The 17,197-nt window shown below is 52.0% G+C and carries 16 protein-coding genes; 10 read left to right on the forward strand and 6 right to left on the reverse strand.

Translation table 11 applies throughout. From position 1 onward, the window contains the following. Nucleotides 1-48: 48 nt before the first annotated feature. Nucleotides 49-963: an alpha/beta hydrolase gene (locus QCB44_RS08960; protein WP_279409550.1), complete on the reverse strand. Its 915-nt coding sequence runs from the start codon at nucleotides 961-963 to the stop codon at nucleotides 49-51. A 194-nt stretch (nucleotides 964-1,157) separates the two neighbouring features. On the opposite strand from QCB44_RS08960, the gene QCB44_RS08965 reads away from it, so the two are divergent. The 3 genes from QCB44_RS08965 to chrA all read left to right on the forward strand — a co-directional run bounded on the left by QCB44_RS08965 (nucleotide 1,158) and on the right by chrA (nucleotide 5,973). Beyond that, nucleotides 1,158-1,925, forward strand: coding sequence for a universal stress protein (locus QCB44_RS08965; protein ID WP_279409552.1), 768 nt, complete (start codon nucleotides 1,158-1,160; stop codon nucleotides 1,923-1,925). Further along, nucleotides 1,925-4,606: a cation-transporting P-type ATPase gene (locus tag QCB44_RS08970; protein ID WP_279409554.1), complete on the forward strand. Its 2,682-nt coding sequence runs from the start codon at nucleotides 1,925-1,927 to the stop codon at nucleotides 4,604-4,606. The genes QCB44_RS08965 and QCB44_RS08970 overlap by 1 nt, the downstream gene beginning before the upstream one ends. A gap of 191 nt (nucleotides 4,607-4,797) precedes the next feature. Then, nucleotides 4,798-5,973: a chromate efflux transporter gene (gene chrA, locus QCB44_RS08975; RefSeq protein ID WP_279409555.1), complete on the forward strand. Its 1,176-nt coding sequence runs from the start codon at nucleotides 4,798-4,800 to the stop codon at nucleotides 5,971-5,973. 85 nt (nucleotides 5,974-6,058) lie between these two features. On the opposite strand, the gene QCB44_RS08980 is transcribed toward chrA, so the two are convergent. Next, the gene (locus QCB44_RS08980) at nucleotides 6,059-6,955 is read right to left on the reverse strand and encodes a DUF808 family protein (RefSeq protein ID WP_279409556.1); all 897 of its coding nucleotides are present in this window, start codon (nucleotides 6,953-6,955) and stop codon (nucleotides 6,059-6,061) included. Between the two features lie 233 nt (nucleotides 6,956-7,188). Between QCB44_RS08980 and QCB44_RS08985 the strand changes: the two genes are divergently transcribed. The 7 genes from QCB44_RS08985 (at nucleotide 7,189) to QCB44_RS09015 (ending at nucleotide 14,858) form a co-directional block, all read left to right on the forward strand. After that, on the forward strand, nucleotides 7,189-8,172 hold the full coding sequence (locus QCB44_RS08985; RefSeq protein ID WP_279409788.1) for a MoxR family ATPase: 984 nt from the start codon (nucleotides 7,189-7,191) through the stop codon (nucleotides 8,170-8,172). A 61-nt stretch (nucleotides 8,173-8,233) separates the two neighbouring features. Then, nucleotides 8,234-9,250 carry a DUF58 domain-containing protein gene (locus QCB44_RS08990; RefSeq protein ID WP_279409558.1) on the forward strand — a complete coding sequence of 339 codons (1,017 nt, stop codon included), beginning with the start codon at nucleotides 8,234-8,236 and terminating at the stop codon, nucleotides 9,248-9,250. Beyond that, nucleotides 9,243-9,737, forward strand: coding sequence for a hypothetical protein (locus QCB44_RS08995; RefSeq protein ID WP_279409559.1), 495 nt, complete (start codon nucleotides 9,243-9,245; stop codon nucleotides 9,735-9,737). Before QCB44_RS08990 ends, QCB44_RS08995 begins: the two co-directional genes overlap by 8 nt. Continuing rightward, a complete protein-coding gene (locus QCB44_RS09000; RefSeq protein WP_279409560.1) occupies nucleotides 9,725-10,903 on the forward strand; it encodes a VWA domain-containing protein in 1,179 nt (392 codons plus the stop codon). Before QCB44_RS08995 ends, QCB44_RS09000 begins: the two co-directional genes overlap by 13 nt. A gap of 27 nt (nucleotides 10,904-10,930) precedes the next feature. Next, nucleotides 10,931-12,934 carry a VWA domain-containing protein gene (locus tag QCB44_RS09005; protein ID WP_279409561.1) on the forward strand — a complete coding sequence of 668 codons (2,004 nt, stop codon included), beginning with the start codon at nucleotides 10,931-10,933 and terminating at the stop codon, nucleotides 12,932-12,934. Next, a complete protein-coding gene (locus tag QCB44_RS09010) occupies nucleotides 12,928-14,553 on the forward strand; it encodes a hypothetical protein (RefSeq protein WP_279409563.1) in 1,626 nt (541 codons plus the stop codon). Before QCB44_RS09005 ends, QCB44_RS09010 begins: the two co-directional genes overlap by 7 nt. Before the next feature lie 41 nt (nucleotides 14,554-14,594). Continuing rightward, on the forward strand, nucleotides 14,595-14,858 hold the full coding sequence (locus QCB44_RS09015; RefSeq protein ID WP_279409565.1) for a FeoC-like transcriptional regulator: 264 nt from the start codon (nucleotides 14,595-14,597) through the stop codon (nucleotides 14,856-14,858). 18 nt (nucleotides 14,859-14,876) lie between these two features. Here the strand turns inward: QCB44_RS09015 and QCB44_RS09020 are convergent, their stop codons facing one another. The 4 genes from QCB44_RS09020 to QCB44_RS09035 all read right to left on the reverse strand — a co-directional run bounded on the left by QCB44_RS09020 (nucleotide 14,877) and on the right by QCB44_RS09035 (nucleotide 16,971). Continuing rightward, a complete protein-coding gene (locus tag QCB44_RS09020) occupies nucleotides 14,877-15,137 on the reverse strand; it encodes a hypothetical protein (protein WP_279409567.1) in 261 nt (86 codons plus the stop codon). A 73-nt stretch (nucleotides 15,138-15,210) separates the two neighbouring features. After that, nucleotides 15,211-15,624 carry a thioredoxin TrxC gene (trxC, locus tag QCB44_RS09025; protein ID WP_279409789.1) on the reverse strand — a complete coding sequence of 138 codons (414 nt, stop codon included), beginning with the start codon at nucleotides 15,622-15,624 and terminating at the stop codon, nucleotides 15,211-15,213. A gap of 166 nt (nucleotides 15,625-15,790) precedes the next feature. Then, nucleotides 15,791-16,246 (reverse strand): hypothetical protein, encoded by a 456-nt coding sequence (locus tag QCB44_RS09030; RefSeq protein WP_279409569.1) that lies wholly within the window; start codon nucleotides 16,244-16,246, stop codon nucleotides 15,791-15,793. Nucleotides 16,247-16,680: 434 nt separating this feature from the next. Continuing rightward, the gene (locus QCB44_RS09035) at nucleotides 16,681-16,971 is read right to left on the reverse strand and encodes a hypothetical protein (RefSeq protein WP_279409571.1); all 291 of its coding nucleotides are present in this window, start codon (nucleotides 16,969-16,971) and stop codon (nucleotides 16,681-16,683) included. Between the last annotated feature and the right edge of the window lie 226 nt (nucleotides 16,972-17,197).

The following is a 17,197-nucleotide window of genomic DNA, read 5'->3' on the forward strand; positions in this document are numbered from 1 at the left end:
TAGTTTCGGTTTCTCGGCAGAAGTGCCGAAAACAACCTGCTCAATGGTTTATTCTTGCGCCATAAACTCGGCGGCGGCGGCAGCGAGGTCTTCATTGGCAAAATCCAGGAAGAAGTGATCCGCGTCTTCCAATGTCAGCGTCTGTACCTTACCGGCATCCGCCAATGGCTGGATTTTTTCCGGTAAATTCGGTACGGCGGTATCCGCGCTGCCCATCACCACCAAAGTCGGTTTTTTCACTGCTTTCAGCAGCGTTGGCGTGTCAAATTGTGGTTTGACGTTATAGTAGTCGGCAAAGGCGGCGGCGGTGACTTGGGTTTGTTTACAGTAGATGAAATCAACGTCTTTCATCATGGTGTCGCCCTTGCCTGCGGCCACCATTTTGTTGGCGTTATCCAGAATCGGTTGTAGCGGTTTGCCGTATTTCTCTTCATACTCAGCCGCGGACTGCTGTTCGCCGGTGGCCGGCGCAATCAGTACCACGTTTTTTATCGCATTGCTGTCGTGTTCCACCGCATACCAGGCGGTTTGGTTGCCGCCGCGGGAGTGGCCCATCAAGGTGACTTGCTCAGAGCCCTGAGATTTAAGCCAGTTTAACCAGAAGTCGATCTCTTTCAGCGCATCGGTATGCTTGTGGGTATGCGGCACCGCGCAGTCGTATTCGCCGTGACGGTCATTCAGACCCAAAGAGAGGTTGATCGCGAGCGAGCTGACACCCTGCGCGGCGAGGTTTTTTTGCAGCTGGGCGTAGGTGGAGCGGTCTTTGTGGGTCAGGGTGCCGTGCGTCAGCAGCACCATGTCGTCACCATAGCCTTTGCCGTCAGCCATCATCAAATTGGCGTTGACCGTCAGGCCGTTGTAGGTCTGTTTAATCTCTTTTTTTTCCGCAGCTTGTGCTGGAGCGGCTGCGAGCAAGTAACTGCCAAGCAGAGCAGGGGCAAACAGGGCGATCAGTTTTTTCATGGTGTTTTCCTCTTTTTTATTCCATGATGGGTGGGGTGTTATGCCTAAAATATTAGCAGAGACATGACCGGTGATACACAAAATTTTATTGCGTAAGTATTTGTATTTTTAGTGGATTAAGTTATTGTACGGATAGGTGTTGCGTTTTTGTGTCATAGGGTGAAGCGGCTAGAACCGCCGTTGGGAGGATACGCATGCGAGTGGTGTCATTGGTTAACGGCTCCTTACTGTCTGAGGCGGCGACGCTCTATGCCATCACCTACGCCAAATCGATGCAGTTGCCCTTGACGCTGTTGTTTATTGACAATGGTGATGAGTCGCTGGAAAAGCATCGCCTGGCCGTTAGCAGTTTGAAAGAGCTGGCCGCTTCTCAGGAGGTGGAGGTGGAGAGCGTGACTCTAAAAGGCGATACCTTAACCCAGTTGCAGCATTTTTCCCGCCTCTATGCGATTGACACCCTGTTTTGCGCCACACGGAAGTTCACCAAAGACCATTCGTTTAGTGACAAGATCGTCAAAGCGGGTCTGCAAACGGACGTTGCCGTGGTCAAAATCAAAAGCGTGCCCAAGGTCAGAGGGTATCGTCGCGTGTTTTTTGCCGCTGGCGATTCGCCTCATCCGCGCGCTTTTCTGCTGTGGCTTGGCCTGCTGGAGGACGAGAGCGTGCTGGGCAAACTGTGCTTGACCCCCCGAAGTTATCATGGCTTTAGGCGCACAGACTCATCCAGCAAACGGCAATATATTGCAGCCCCCTTTTTGCAGTTGGCGCGCATGCTGCATAAAAATGTGGAAATGGTGAGCGTATTGCAGCCGCATAATGCGACAGAACTTTATAACTACCTGCTAGTGAACTGTTTTGATCTGGTGCTGTTTGATGCCGCGGCTTACCCGCAGAAGCTGCTCAACCGGGTGACGGATGCAACCGCCACCAATAGTATTCTGTTTTACCCACGGAAGTCTTGATGATGCTGTGTCAGCAGTCCGTTGAACACATTCTTCATACCCTTAGAACCTCTCGTTCCGGTCTGTCTCAGCAGGAAGCGCATCGACGCTTGGAAGGATTTGGGCCCAACCAGATCCGCCGTAAATCGCCTAAAAATTACCGCATTGAATACCTCAAAGAGTTCATCGGGTTTTTCCCTGTTTTGCTGGAAACAGCAGCGTTACTCGCCTTTGTCGCCGACTATTTTCAGCCCGGTGAGGGCAATGACGTTTTGGGCTACGCGATTTTGGGTGCGGTGTTTGTCAATGCCACCTTTACCTTTTGGCAGAAATATAAGGCCGACAAGGCGATGGAAGCGCTGCTGAAACTGGTGAAGTCGGAAGCCAAGGTGATACGTGAAGGCCAGATATTGACCGTGGATGCCGCAGAGGTCGTGCCCGGAGATATTTTGCAGCTGGAGGAGGGCGACAAGGTCGCCGCCGATGCGATTTTACTGGAAGTAAATGAGCTTTATCTCGATCTTTCCGTGCTCAATGGCGAATCGACCCCGGTGGAGCGCCATCTTGAAGCGGGGGAGGCGAAACGCGAACTGGAAGCCCACAATATGCTGTTTGCGGGGTCAGCCGTGACCCGTGGCAACGGCGTTGCTGTGGTAGTGACGACGGGCGATGCGACCGAATTCGGCAAGATCGCACTGATGACCACCGAGGTGGTCAATACGGTGACCCCGATCGAGAAAGAAATTAAGCATATGACCGCCATTCTGACATTGCTTGCCTTGGCGGCCGGCTTGGTCTTTTTCGGTTTGGGGTGGTTTTCCGACCGAGGTCTGCTGATTTCGGCCATTTTTGCGCTGTCGCTGATCGTTGCCAACGTACCGGAAGGGTTGCTGCCCACAATTACCTTGTCCTTGTCTCTGGCATCGCAGCGTATGGCGAAGCGCAAAGCACTGGTCAAGAACCTTAATTCGGTGCAGACGCTCGGGTCGGCAACGGTCATCTGTACCGATAAAACCGGAACCTTGACGAAAAACCAGATCACGGTCAAACAGGTATATCTGGCCGATGGCAGTGAGGTCCGCTTTAGCGGCAACGGCTATTTTGAAGGCGGCGACTATGCGTTTTCCCGTCAAGTCTCGTCAGAGAGCGAACAGCATTTGCAGACCCTGTTGCATGCCGCGGGTTGGAATACCCGGGCGACGATTGATGCCGACAAACGTACGCTGAGCGGAGACCCGACAGAGGCGGCTTTATTGGCGGCGGCCCATAAAGGGGGAGGCCTGCCCGAAGCGGAGATGCTGAAAGAGTATCCCTTTACATCGGAGCGCAAGATGATGTCGAGTCTGGTGCGTGTTGAGGGCAGAGAGCGGTTGCTGGTTAAAGGTGCGGTGGAGAAGGTCTTGCCGCTCTGTTCTCATCTGCAGCTGGGTCAGGTGGTGGCGATGAACGAAGCACATCAGCAGCGCATTGCCAAGCGCAACCAGCATCTCGCCGAACAGGCCTATCGGGTTTTGGCGGTGGCGATGAAAGAGGGTGACGGTGAGGACGATTTACTGTTTTTGGGGTTGGTCGCCATGATTGATCCGCCACGTCAAGGCATCCAGCGCGCGATTAAATCGTGTTATTCGGCCTACATTAAAGTGACGATGATCACCGGCGATAACCCGGTGACGGCGAAAGCGATTGGGGAAAATATTGGTCTGCGTGTGGATGAGGTGATGACGGGGGATCAGCTGGATGCCTTGTCCAATACGGCGCTGAGACGAAAACTGCAGAATCGGCATATGTTGTTTGCGCGTATGGCCTCGGCGCAAAAGCTGCGCATTGCCCAGCTGTTGCAGGCCAATGGTGATGTGGTGGCCATGACCGGTGACGGCGTGAATGATGCGCCGGCTCTGAAGCAGGCGGACATTGGCATTGCCATGGGATCGGGTACCGACGTCGCTAAAGAGGCAGCGGATATGATTCTGCTGGACGACAATTTCAAATCGATTGTTTCCGCCGTGGAGGAAGGCCGCGCCGTCTATTTCAATATCAAAAAGCTCACCACCTATATTCTCAGCTCCAATGTCCCGGAAATTGTCCCTTATGTGATGCAGTTTTTCCTCAAAATCCCTTTGCCGCTGTCGGTGATTCAGATTTTGCTGATCGATCTCGGGTCCGACCAGTTGCCCGGTCTGGGATTAGGGTCGGAAAAACCTGAAAAACACATTATGCAACGCCCTCCGGTGGGTAAAGGGGAGAAGATTTTAGACTGGGAGGTGTTTAAGCGCGGCTATTTTATGAATGGTCTGTTTGAGGCTGGCGCCGCCATGTTCGCTTTTTTGGGGTTCCTGTTTTTAAACGGTTGGGAGTATGGCCATCTGGATATCAGCGACGAGTTTCATCGTCAGGCGATGACGATGACATTATTGGGCGCGATTACTTGTCAGATGGCGAATGTGTTTACCTTACGTTCATGGGAAGGCTCTTTATGGGCGATGACGTCCACTAATAAGATGATCTGGTTCGGCGTGGCCGTTGAAGGGGTGTTTATTCTCGCGATTCTTTATGTACCTGCGGTGCAGAGTGTCTTTAATACCGCAACCGTTCCCTGGCAGGATTTATGGCTGCTATTACCGTTTCCAGTCTTATTGCTACTTAACCATGAACGCTACAAATCCAGATTGACCAAAGTGGGTGTGCAGTCCGCATTGGTTTAATGCTTTTTTTGAGCCGCTTTGATGGCTACATGCAAGGCCTCCGGCATGGCTTGAAGCTCGAATTCAATGAGAGACGAGTAACACGATTCATTGCCGGAGTTTGGTGGTAGAGAAGCGCAAAATAAGATGGCTTTTTTCGTTTATGCTCATTAGCATATTTTCCATTCTAATCCGTACAAACGGTAGTGACAGTGCACAGAGTATTTGAAATTTTTTGGCGCTTCTTTCTGCTCGGTTGGGTCAGTTTTGGCGGCCCGATGGCGCATTTGGGTTATTTTCGCCACACCTTTGTTGACAAGCTGCAGTGGGTGGATGAGGCGCATTACGGTCGTCTGATCGCATTGAGCCAGTTTCTGCCCGGTCCGGGTTCGAGTCAGGTGGGGTTTGCCATTGGTTTGGCGCGTGGCGGGCAAGCCGGCGCTTGGGCGGCGTTTATTGGCTTTACCCTGCCGTCGTTTCTGATTCTGTTTGGCTTAGCGCTTTACCAGCCGCCTACCGATGACGGGTTTTATCCCTTGGTGGTAGTCGGACTGAAACTGTTGGCAGTGGTGGTGGTGGCTGATGCCACGCTGGGCATGTATCAAAGTTTCTGCAAAACACGGCTGACCCAACTGACTACCGTGCTGACGGCGGTGGCCTTATTGCTCGCCGCGAGCGTGTGGATGCAGCTGCTGGCATTGTTATTGGCGTTTGTCATTGGCTGGCGCTTTATGGCTCCAGTGGCGTCGGAGCCGGTGACCAACGAAACAGTCTCGGAAAAGCCCACTTGGGCGTGGGTCATACTGGCTGCAGCCGCCATGCTGGTGGTGTTCAATTGGATTTGGCCGACATGGCTGCCACAGACTCTGCAGTTGTTTGCCCAGTTTTTACAGGCGGGGGCGCTGGTATTTGGCGGAGGCCATGTGGTGCTGCCGTTACTGGAACCGTTGGTGGCGGAGCAAGTTGGAGCCGATCAATTTTTGAGCGGTTATGCGTTGGCGCAGGCCATACCCGGTCCCATGTTTACTTTTGCCACCTATTTGGGCACCTTGCTGTTGCCGCAAGCACCGCTTGCGGGAGCCATCATCGCCACGTTGGGCATTTTTCTGCCGGGTCTGCTGTTGGTGCTGGCGTTGCAAGGAAGTTGGCAGGCCTGGTCGTCACGCTCCTCGGTACAGGGAGGGATCAGCCTGCTGAATGCAGCGGTGGTGGGATTGTTGCTGGCTACCTTGTTTACGCCGGTCTTTACCAGCGCGGTGCAGAGCCCTGCCGACATGGCTTGGGTGCTGCTCGGTTTGGCCTGGCTGCGCCTATATCGTTCGCATATTCTCTGGCTGGTTCTCGGGTTTGGTGTGTTGCTTCCGGGCGCATCCTTTTTACTTGTGTAAAGTTCGGACATTTATGAAATAAACAGCCCTGGTCAAACCACCGCTTGACGCAATCCGACCAGGCCTGTTGATTTTGATTGGGTTTTTATGGTCGATGGACAACGCCTGAACGGACCAGAAGCCATTTGCCGACAGTCACAACCAACAGCACAATGACTCCCAAGACCAGTCCGATCGCAAGATCAGCAATCAATCCGGGCCAGTGGGCAAAAAGGTGATGCAGAGTATCGATATTGTGCTGGAAAATGCCTCCACCGACGAGTAGCATGGCGAGGGTGCCGACCACCGCCAAGACGCGGATCAGTTTAGGGAGTGCGGCAATGAGCGCACGTCCAAGATTAATCAAAATGCTACGTTTAATACCAGTCAGCTCGTCAGCGCTTTCCACCAGATGCAATCCGGCATCGTCCATGCGTACCATCAGCGCGACGAGACCATAGACACCTACGGTGGCTAAAAAGGCCACAAACGTCACCGCGGCAATCTGCACGCTTAATATCTGTTCCGCTACTGCACTCAAGGCAATGATGATGATTTCAATCGAGAGGATGAAATCGGTGAGGATGGCGGAGCGGATTTTGGTTTTTTCGATTTGCAGCAGTTCGCTTTTATTTTGAATCTGCTTGGCAGCTGGCTCCTTGTATTGGCGATGAAACAGGAACTCGTGGATTTTCTCGACGCCTTCGAAGCTGAGATAAGCGCCGCCAAGCAGGAGAATGGGCACAATCGCTTCCGGCCAAAAGGCGCTGAGCAGAAAAGCCAGCGGCAGAATAATCAGTTTGTTTAAAAAGGAGCCTTGGGTGATGGCCCAGATGACTGGCAGTTCGCGTGAGGCATGAAATCCCGATGCACGTTGGGCGCCAACGGCCAAATCGTCACCGAGTACTCCTGCGGTTTTTTTGGTGGCGACTTTAGACATGGTGGCCACATCGTCAAACAGGGAAGCGATGTCATCCAGAATGATAAACAGTCCGCTGGCCATAGCAACGACTCCTCATTTGGAAAATAGGATCAAGGATGTTTTTGATTCTAGCGATTGGGAAGCGGTTTGTCTTGCTCAAAATGCTTACCACGTCGATTCTCTACAGGTTTTATGTAGACATTCAATTAATTGATTGAGGGCAGGGTTTTCTCTACCCTATAATGTGACGCAAATTTGCACAGCCAACGACGTTAGCGGTACAGTAGGCGGATGGCTGCAGGAAAAGAGGTCTAATTAATATGCAAGCGGAATTTCAGGCATTAAAGCAGCATATGCAAGCTGTGATTGTGGGACAAGAGGCTCTGCTCGACAGAATGTTGATTGCGTTGCTTACCGGTGGACATATTTTGCTTGAAGGGCCGCCCGGGTTAGCCAAGACCACTGCGGTCAAGGCCTTGTCCAAAGGAGTGCATGCCAGCTTCCAACGGATTCAGTTTACTCCCGATCTGATGCCGGGGGATGTGATCGGTGCTGAAGTGCTTGATCCGAATACAGGCCTGTTGAGTTTTACTCAAGGGCCGATCTTCCATGAGATTGTGTTGGCGGACGAAATCAACCGCGCTCCACCAAAAGTACAATCGGCTTTGCTTGAAGCGATGGCTGAGAAACAGGTCACCGCCGGAGGGGAAACCCGTCAGCTGCCGGATCTGTTTCTGGTCATGGCTACGCAGAACCCATTGGAGCAAAGCGGGACCTATCCTCTGCCGGAAGCGCAGCTTGACCGTTTTATGCTTCATGTCGTTCTCAACTATCCGGATGAAGATGAAGAACTGGATATTTTACGCCGCGATCGCGCCCACCATTTCGGTGAAGATCAGGACCAGCCGACCGCCTTTTTAACCCCGGACAATGTCTTGCATGCACGCAGAAAAGTCGCAGAACAATTCGTTTCCGAGCCGGTGGAGCGGTATATGGTGGCCCTGATTGCCGCAACGCGTAAATTAGGCGAACTGGATCCCGATATGGCGGGGGTGTTGGAAGTGGGGGCGTCGCCGCGTGCTTCGATTGCGTTGCTGCACGCCGCCAGCGCCTACGCCTGGTTGCAGGGGCGGGATTTTGTCACGCCGGATGATGTGATCACGATGCTGCCGGATATATTGCGTCACCGCTTGATTGTCAGTTTCAGCGGCCGTGCCCAACAGTGGACGGCCGACTCAGTGATTGAACGTCTGTTGGCTTTGGTGCCGGTTCCGCTGGCCGAACGGAGCGCGTCCTGATGTGCTTTATCGCGTGTTTGGCCAAGCGTCTCTTTAGGCTGTCTGTCCGGATTGCCTAATTATGCGTCTGTTTTCCTGGTTTAAACGTCGTTATCCGCTCTCAGGTTCCGCTTTTGACAAGCGCCTCGCTCAGCCTCTGCTGTCAGATCAACAGATTCACCAACTGCAGCAGGATCTGGAAGGCTTAACGTTGAACTTTCCGGCCAGTACCCATTTCAGTGAAGCCTTGCGCCAAGGCGAGCAGGCGAGTCGTTTTATGGGTTCCGGTTTGGAGTATGAAGAGAGTCGCCCCTATCAGCCTGGTGACGAAGTGCGCCGCATCAACTGGCGGTTAATGGCCAAGACCGGGCAGGCCTATACCAAGCTGTATCAGGAAGAACGCCAGCAAAGCGTGTTTATTCTGCTCGACCAGCGCAATAGCATGCGTTTTGGCACTCGAGTGCGCCTTAAGGCGGAACAGGCCTTGCGCGCCGCCGGTTACTTTGCCTGGTTGGCGGAAAAATCGGCGTTGCCGGTCGAAGGCGCATACTTGGCCGAAAATTTGCAATTTACCCCCAGTTTTGAAGGGCGCAGCAGCTTTCTGGAGTTGATGCACCGCTTTTCACAGTCTTGTCCTCCATTGTCTTCCAAAATTAACCTTCGATCCGCTGCAAGCAAAGTGACGTCAGGGCACACCTTTGTGGAACCGTCATTGGATGATGTGCTGATGGATTTGCTGCACCGGCTGCTTCCGGGGAGTCGTCTGATTGTGGTCAGCGATTTTCACGATCTGACCGATACCACGCTTCGGCTGCTGACGGAACTGCAGCATCGCGTCAGTGTCAAAGCCGTTTGGATTGAGGATCAGGCCGAGCGCAGCTTACCCAGTGTCAGCGGTATGCGCTTGTATTCGTCAATGACGGATCAGGCCTATGAATTGGGAGATGCCAGCCAGCTTGAAGACTATCGACTCTGGGCGGAGCATTATTTTGAAAGCCGCCAGCAGAAATTACGCCAGACCGGTATGAGACTGTATTCCTTGGCGACACATCAAAGCCTGGAAGCGTTGGCGGCACAGGTGGAGCAGAGCGATGGCTGAGTCGAACTTAATGAATGCCGGGGATCAGACAAGTTTGCAGTTCGTCTCGATTGAACCGCCTCTGCCGCCGGGAACGGATTGGGGGTTCTGGGTGCAGGTTGCCGGCTGGAGCCTGGCGACGCTATTGCTGGTGATGATCATTATTTGGCTGTTGTGGCGTTTTTACCAGCCCTGGCGTCGTCAGCTGGTTCAGATTGATAAGGCATTGGAATACCGCGTTGCACAGAAACCTCAAGCTGAGGTGCCCAAAGAGCTGGTTTGGCGGCTTTATGCAATCGTTCAACCGTTGCAAAACAAGACTTCTGTATCGACAGGTGAATCGGAGCAGGCCTGTTTAGATCATACCTCCTTCTGGCAGGCACTTAATCATGCGGCGTTTTCGGAGGATAAGGTTTCACGTGAAACCTTTGAAGCCTTGCTCGCTCAGGCCCGGTCTGTGGCCAAAGCCGAAAATCGTGGCTTGGGAGGCGTGAAATGGACGCGCTGATCCTCGCCGGTTTAAACGCTTTGGGCTGGCCGGTAGAGCGGTTTGAGCAACCGTTTTGGTTGTGGCTGATTCTATTGTGGCCTGTTTTGTGGCTGTTGCATCGCCATGCACGTTTTGTAGGTTTGCGTACGGCTCAGGATGATTTGGCACACTTGCAGGTGCAAAATCGTTATGTGTTCCGCCATCCGCTGATTCATTTGCAGCGTCCGATCGGTTCGGCAAAAGCCCAGTCAAAAGAACGGTTTTCATGGATTAAACTGGGGCTGAACCTGCTCCGCGGTGTGGTGATCTCTGCTTTGGCGGTCGCGTTGGCACAGCCGCAACAACTCAAGCCGTCACCGCCGAAGCCGCAGGAAAAAACCGTGCGTGACGTGATGTTTGTCATCGAAAGTTCGGCCTCTTTTCTGTTAAACGACTACCAGATCGATGGTGAGCCGCACACGCGGATGAATGTGGTGAGATCGGTGTTGGACCGTTTTATCGGCGGTTTGCAGGGCAACCGCTTCGGTCTTATCGTGTATGCCGAGCAGGCCTATACTCTGATGCCTTTGAGTGCCGACGGCAGTGCTGCACGATTGAACCTGAAACGCCTCAAACCCTATTTGGCCGGTCGAACCGATGAGGCGATGGGCGAAGCGCTCGGTTTGGCGTTAAAGCAGGCTGAAAACAGCATGACGCCGCAAAATCCGGCGGAAGCGGATACGCTGAAGCGCGTGGTGGTGCTGATCAGCGACGGCTTGGCGCAGCCGAGCCGATTGGCGCTTTCCGAAGCGGTCAATTACGCGCAGATGATGAATGTGCCGATCTATACTGTTGGCGTGGGTGCCAGCAAGGAGAGCGATGCGCGTATCTATTCCGGGTTGCTCTACCAGCCGTTGGAAGAACAATCCCTAACCGAAATTGCACAAGCCACGCAGGGGCGATATTATCGGGTCGGCAGTGGAGAAGATTTGCAACAAGTGTTGCAGCAGATCGATCGGACGGAAGGCGTGCCTTATGAGGCGCCGCCGAACCCGCCGCAAAAAGTGGCGCTCTACCCCCAGCCGTTGGCCTTGGCTGTGTTCACCCTGGTTGTGTACTGGTTGTTGAGCCTATTGACCGTGTTTGCCGGTAAAAGTGTAAACCGAAGCGTGTCGAAACCGGAGGAGAAGGCGAATGCGGTTTAACTTTGATCGGCCGAAGGGAGAGGCAGCATGGATTTGATTTCAGTCCTGTTTTCCGGCGACCTTTTTGCACAACTGCAATGGCGTGAACCGCTGTGGCTGTGGGCGATGTTGCTGCCTGTCGCTGTGTGGTGGCTAAAGCGCTTTGGCGTGAAAAAAAGCAAAGCCCAGTACGCCGATGCCCACTTGTGGCCATGGGTTGAAGTCAGCCGTGCAAACGGCATATCGAGCTGGAAAGGGAAATTGGCAAAGTTTCTTTCTCCTGCTGTCCTAGTCGGTGTGGCGTGGTTGGCGATGGTGATTGCGCTTGCCGGGCCACGCGAGCCGGTGTCGTCGCAGACTCAAGCCGACCGTCCGGGAGTGGATCTATTGGTGCTCATGGACCTGTCGCGATCCATGACCGCCGAAGACGTGTTTCCAAACCGTTTTCAGCAGGCGAGTGCATTGGTGGAAAGCATGACGCATCGTTTGCAGCCTAATGACCGTTTGGCCTTGATGGGATTCGCTGGTCAGCCCCACCTGGTCAGTCCGCTGAGTTTTGATCGTGAGCTGTTTTCGTTTGCGCTGCAACGCATTGAACCCGGATTGCTACCGACGCGCGGAAGCTGGATTGAGCTTGCGGCCATGAGCGGGATACACCATTTGCAGCAAACCGGCGGAGACGCCAAGGTCATGGTGGTGTTCACCAATGGCGCGCCGCCGTTTTGGACGCCGCCTGAATTGCCGCAAGCAGTGCAATCCTGGCCGGAAAGTCGGGACCTGCGCGAGCAGAGCACGGGGGTGAAAATTGTCTGGGTCGGTATTGGCCAGCCCAGCGGCACGACACTGCAAGATCCGCAGCATCGGACCGGCAAATTGCACGCTAACGGCGTATTGGTGCAGAGTCTGTTGAATGAGAATGAATTGAAAAAGTGGGCGCAGACAACCCAAGGTGTCTATTTACGCGCGGATTCGGGGGCGGCGTTTATGCAGCGCCTGATGGAGGAAGTGACTTTGCCGGCGCAACAGCGTCCTGAATTGCAGAATGAACGCGTGTGGCAGGACTGGGCGCAGCCGTTTATGGTGCTGAGTATTCTGGCGCTCATTGCTGCGTTTTATCCGCTGACATTTACCGCGCGCGTTGGACAGGAGATCGGCAACACAAGCCTGAAAAACTGGGCAGGCCTGTTCATTTTCCTGCCCATATTGGGGATGGTTTTAAGTCTCTCTTCCATGCCGGTTTTTGCGGCGTCTATAGAGCTTGTGGCCAGCAAACAGCAGGCCTATCAAGCCTATCAAAGCAGGGCGTTTGATCAGGCGCAGGCGCTCTATGCCCATGGCGATGATTACGAAAGTCTGTTTGGTGCGGGGGCCGCAGCCTATCAAGCGCAGGATCTGGAGTCCGCAGTGTTGTATTTCCGTGAAGCCGCCTGGGCGGCCAAACAGGATGCGGATCGTGCTCGGGCCCTGTTTAATTTGGGCAACAGCTACTATCTGGCAAATTTGCTGCCGCAAGCGATTGAAAGTTACCGTCAGGCTCTGCGGTATCAAACGCCCTATGGCAAGGCGGAAAATAATCTGCAATTGGCCTTGCAGCGTCAATTGCAGATCAAGCTGGCGCAAAAATCGAAGGATGCCAAAGGCGACGAAGAGGGGCAAAAAGGGCGCGAGGATTCGGACGGCGCTTTCTACGGCGGCCAGAAACCGACCGGCGGTGAAGACAATCCGGGGTTTGGCAGCGACAGCGATATGGGCGGCCTGGATAAGGAAGCGGTGATTTTGCCTCAGCAGGGCGAGCTCACGGACTACCGCTTGCAAGGTGAACAGGCTCAGCAGGCTTGGCAAAACGGGGTGGATGCGAGTGCGCGACAGGCCACCGCGCAGGCGATTCTGGATCAGCAGAAAAAGATCGCCCGTGCCCAGCGCTTTGAGCAGCAGATTCATCAGCTTAAGGATGAACAGAAGGTGCTGCTGCAACGCATGTTTGAACGTGAAGAAGGCTTTCAGGCACCTCAGCAAGAGCCACATCCGATTCCGGGAGTGCAGCCATGGTAGGGAAGTGGTCGGTAAAACCAGCTCGATGGAGGGACCTGTTCGCTACGCTGTTAGGGATTTGGCTGAGTCTATGGTTATTGCCTGCGGCACTGGCGTCCACTGAGGCTAAAGGCATGGCGGTTGAAACCGTGGAGATTAAACCTCAGAGCATCATGCTGGGTGAGCCGCTCACAATAATGCTACGGGGACCGATTGCGGCCCAAGATTTCCATCTGCTGCCGTTGCACGAGTTGCAAAAAACGTTTGCGGTGTATGAGGTGGATCAGCAAAAGGATCGCGTCAAACTGACGCTCTATCCACTGCAGGATGGCGAGGCGGTAATCCCCGCCTTGAAATTCGGCCGGATGCAGATTCCTCAAACCCGGATTGAAGTGCGGTCGAATCCGCATGTGCGGGTGACGTGGTCGGCATTGCCGGAATTTGTTTATCCTTCGCAAAACTTGCCTTGGAATGCGCAGGTGTGGGTGGATGATGTGGCGACACGTATTCATTATGAACATCGTGATCCCGAAAATTGGCAGGTTCAGTTAGAAGAACAAGCGGTGAGTGAAACGGTGCTTGAACCGGTTGCCAAAAAGGTTGGAGGGCGTTCCAACCCTGCTAAAGAAGTGGCGTTATCGGCCAATTATGTCTTGCAAGATCAACAGCCGAATTTGAATAAAACCGAACAGGCCTGGTTAAATTCGCCGGCGATTGAAGTAAGAAGTCCGCGCCAACGTCCGTGGCGGTTTTTCGACCGCTCGCGCTGGATCGAGGTGCGTGCGCTGCCGGGCTTTTTGCCGCAAACCGTGGTGGTTGGCAAGGTTGATATGCAGTTACAGACCGAATCCTTCTGGCATGCAACGGATGAAATGACTCATTGGATTTGGCGTTTGCAAGGCGATGATGTCAGTGTTTCTCAGCTGCGCCAGCTTGCCTATGAATTGCAATCGCAGATCGGCTACGACAAGAAGATGGAGTGGTTAAATGAATCTTTCAGCAGTGAGGAACTGCTCACAGAGAAAGGGGTGCACAGCCGTTTGGAGGTGCATTTGCCGTACCGCGTTTTGCACAGTGGTGTGTTTGTCTTTCCGGAATTGATGTTGCGTACCTTTGATCCGCAAAGCGGGGTGCTGCAGAGCCAGGTTTTGGCCGCACAGTCGGCCATAGCACTGCCGAAGTGGCTATATGGTTTATTGGCCGTTATCGGCTTATTGGCTGCGCTGGCGATGATTTTGCGCGGGGCCTTGGTGTTGAGGGCTTATCAAGCTCGCTATAAACTGAAACGGCAGATCCAAAATGCGACTTCAATTGAAGCCGTGGTGGATGCATTGATAGAGTGGCAAAGCCAGCAGGCCACTCTGTTTAATGGAATGATTCCGAGAAAATGGTTTGGAGGCCTGCAGCCTCAGAAAAAAGAGGGGAGTCCTCATTCAGGCGTGATGTCACTCGGGCAGTTGGTATCGTGGTATCAACACGACTATGGTGATTGTGAACTCTTGAATCAGTTAACTGATCAATTGAATCGGGCGCTTTATGCAAAAACATCAGCTTCGGAGCTTAAGCGGCTTCAGGAGTCGGCGCTTTCTTGGGTTAATCAAATTCCGCTTCGTTGGAAGTCATCTTGTTGTTCCTGTTAAAATGGTCTCAACGGTGAGGTGATTTTCACCAGGGAGGGCATATGGCACTGCTGGCAATTAAGCGATATATCAGAGAGCATCAAGAGGTCACCAAAACCGATCTCATCAACCGTTTTGATGTCTCCGAAGAGGCGTTGGAAGCGATGATCATCTTATTGATTGAGCAGGGGCATGTGCAGAGAATTGACCATGCCGGTCCAGCCTGTTCAACCGGTGGCTGTAACTGCAACATGCAGGACGAAGTGTATTTTCACTGGCTGGACAAAGCCTATAAACCGATTAAAGTGGGGCTGGAGATAAAGTAATCCCGAAACGGGCAGCGTTTACCGGTTGTTAAAATGCTGGTCAAACGGTTTGACGATCTTTTGATACTTGTGCCACGCCAGCCATAAAGCCCACCCTAAACTGCCGATAATCACGATAAATCCTGCATAAGCTAAGCCGCTCGAAAAGGCGTTCTCGCGCACAAATGCTGGAATCAGTAGAATCAATCCAATGACCAATCCGATGGTGGCCGTTTTCAGAGCGACTTTCAAAATACCGTTGATTAAAATTTGTTTGTGTTCGGGTGATCCCAGTTCCATTGTTAGGCCTTTGATGTGCGTCAATTTTGAACAGGCCTGGTTATTTTAAGTTGAACAGGCCTGGTTTGTTGGTTTAGATGAATTGCTGTAACCAGCGACTGAATTCCTGCGGTGGCAGTGCACCGGAGAGGCGTTCGACTTCCTGTCCATTGCGGAACACAGCCAGTGTCGGGATGGATCGGATACCGAATTGAGCGGCAATCTGCTGTTCGGTTTCGGTGTTGATTTTGATAAACCGAGCTTTGGGTTCAAACTGTGCCGCCGCTTGCGAAAAGGTTGGTGCAAAGCTTTGGCACGGCCCGCACCACGGCGCCCAAAAATCAACCACCAGTGTCTGATCCGACTTTTGTAGGGCGCGGGTAAATTGGGCGCTATTCATCTCAATCGGTTTCCCGGTGAATAATGCCTGTTTGCACTTGCCACAGGTTGGTTGGCTGTTTAATTTTTCTTCCGGTACGCGGTTAAGACCTCCGCAATGAGGACACATTATGATCACGATCGACTCCTTTTTATCCTTTTAAACGGCTTCAAATCATAACGACTTAACTGAGGTTTAATCAAAATCTAAGCAAACGCTTCAGTAGAGTTTAACGGTTATGAGTTGGAACGTTTGGATTTCTGTTATCAAACGAGTCATGGGGGCATATGGAACTTTATTCAAGCCAACTGGGTTTGGGGCTTTCTTTACCGCCCGCTTCAAAACCGCGATTGACAAAACCATGCAGGGTTTCGTCGTGCGCATGAATCAGTTCAACCAGTTTCGGATCGTCGCTGGTTAAGGTGGCTTCAACGCCATTTTCCACATTACGGTAACTCATGGAAATTTGGTCTTTGTATTCAAACAGGGCAGCAAACAGTGGGTCCCATGAACGAATGGCGCGACCCATAGCAAAGCGTTTTTCCATACCAATAACATGTTCTTGGATGATTTTTCCTAACTCAGGCGTGTCTGCAGTTGTGGTGCTGCGAATGCCGTTATCCAATTTGACCGTTTCGCGCTTGAGTTGGCTATGTCTTTCTAAGAGTTCACTGAATAGAGCTTGGTCTTTTTTATGCTGTTCATCACTGCCATGCCCGTGTTTATAAGTGCGTTTGTGGTTGCCTGACATAGTGCCTCCAGGACTTTAATAAGGGGTTATGCTTTTCGTAAGGAAAAAACAAAGCTGGAAATTTTATTTTATCCTCAGACAGAAATAATGGATTGGCAATCTATTCTAATGGTTTTTAAAAGCAAAAAAAAAGCACGGTATTGGCCGTACCGTGCTGAATGTCTGAGGAGCATGTTTAAATGATTTGACAATGAATCACTTAAACAAGAACTGACTTAAAAGGGATTAAGTCGAACTTGGAATAAGAATCTGTTTAGGGAACCTTATCGAAGTTGAGTTTAGTTTACTCCGCGAATTTGGCAGAATCAATGACCAAACCTTGAAGAAGTATTGAGAAAGTATTAAATTTTATGGATAGATTAGAATATTTTATACTTCTTTTATATTAACAGGTTATATCCTGTTTTTAGCAGGCCTGTCTATTCCTTGGTTGTTTACTTCTGAAGGGCTGCGTAAGTGAGGCCGCTATCCATTTGCTGAGACTCTAAAGTCTGGTTTTCGGTGTCGTTGACATTGCGCACTTGTTGTTCGGCGGAAACTGTATTGTCTGCACTGTTAAGTTGTTTGGCTGTTTCAGATAGGGTAACCGTCGTATTTCCTGCCTGTGTTTGAGAGGCTGTGCTTTTATCATTCAGCTTTAGCTCTTCTTTCGGCATCAAAGGGTTGCTGATCTGAGACTGAGCGCTCAGCGTTGCGTGGGCGAGAACCGGGTTGATCGTGCTCATAAAACCACCTCACAAGGTATTGTTGATCAATGTTCAATTCTGATTATAGAAGATATCTTGTTATTTTTTAAAGAAATTATTTCTTCAATAAGGAATGGGGTGTAAATTATTTTCGCTTATTGTACTTATGGACAATAGAAATGGTTTCCCCATGATCTATGATGCGTAACTATATCTATTATTACGTACACGCTTTGTGTGTGCGTCAAAACAGACAAAACTTGAA

The organism is Thiomicrorhabdus sp. zzn3, from assembly GCF_029767755.1.
In the GTDB taxonomy this organism is placed as follows: domain Bacteria; phylum Pseudomonadota; class Gammaproteobacteria; order Thiomicrospirales; family Thiomicrospiraceae; genus Thiomicrorhabdus.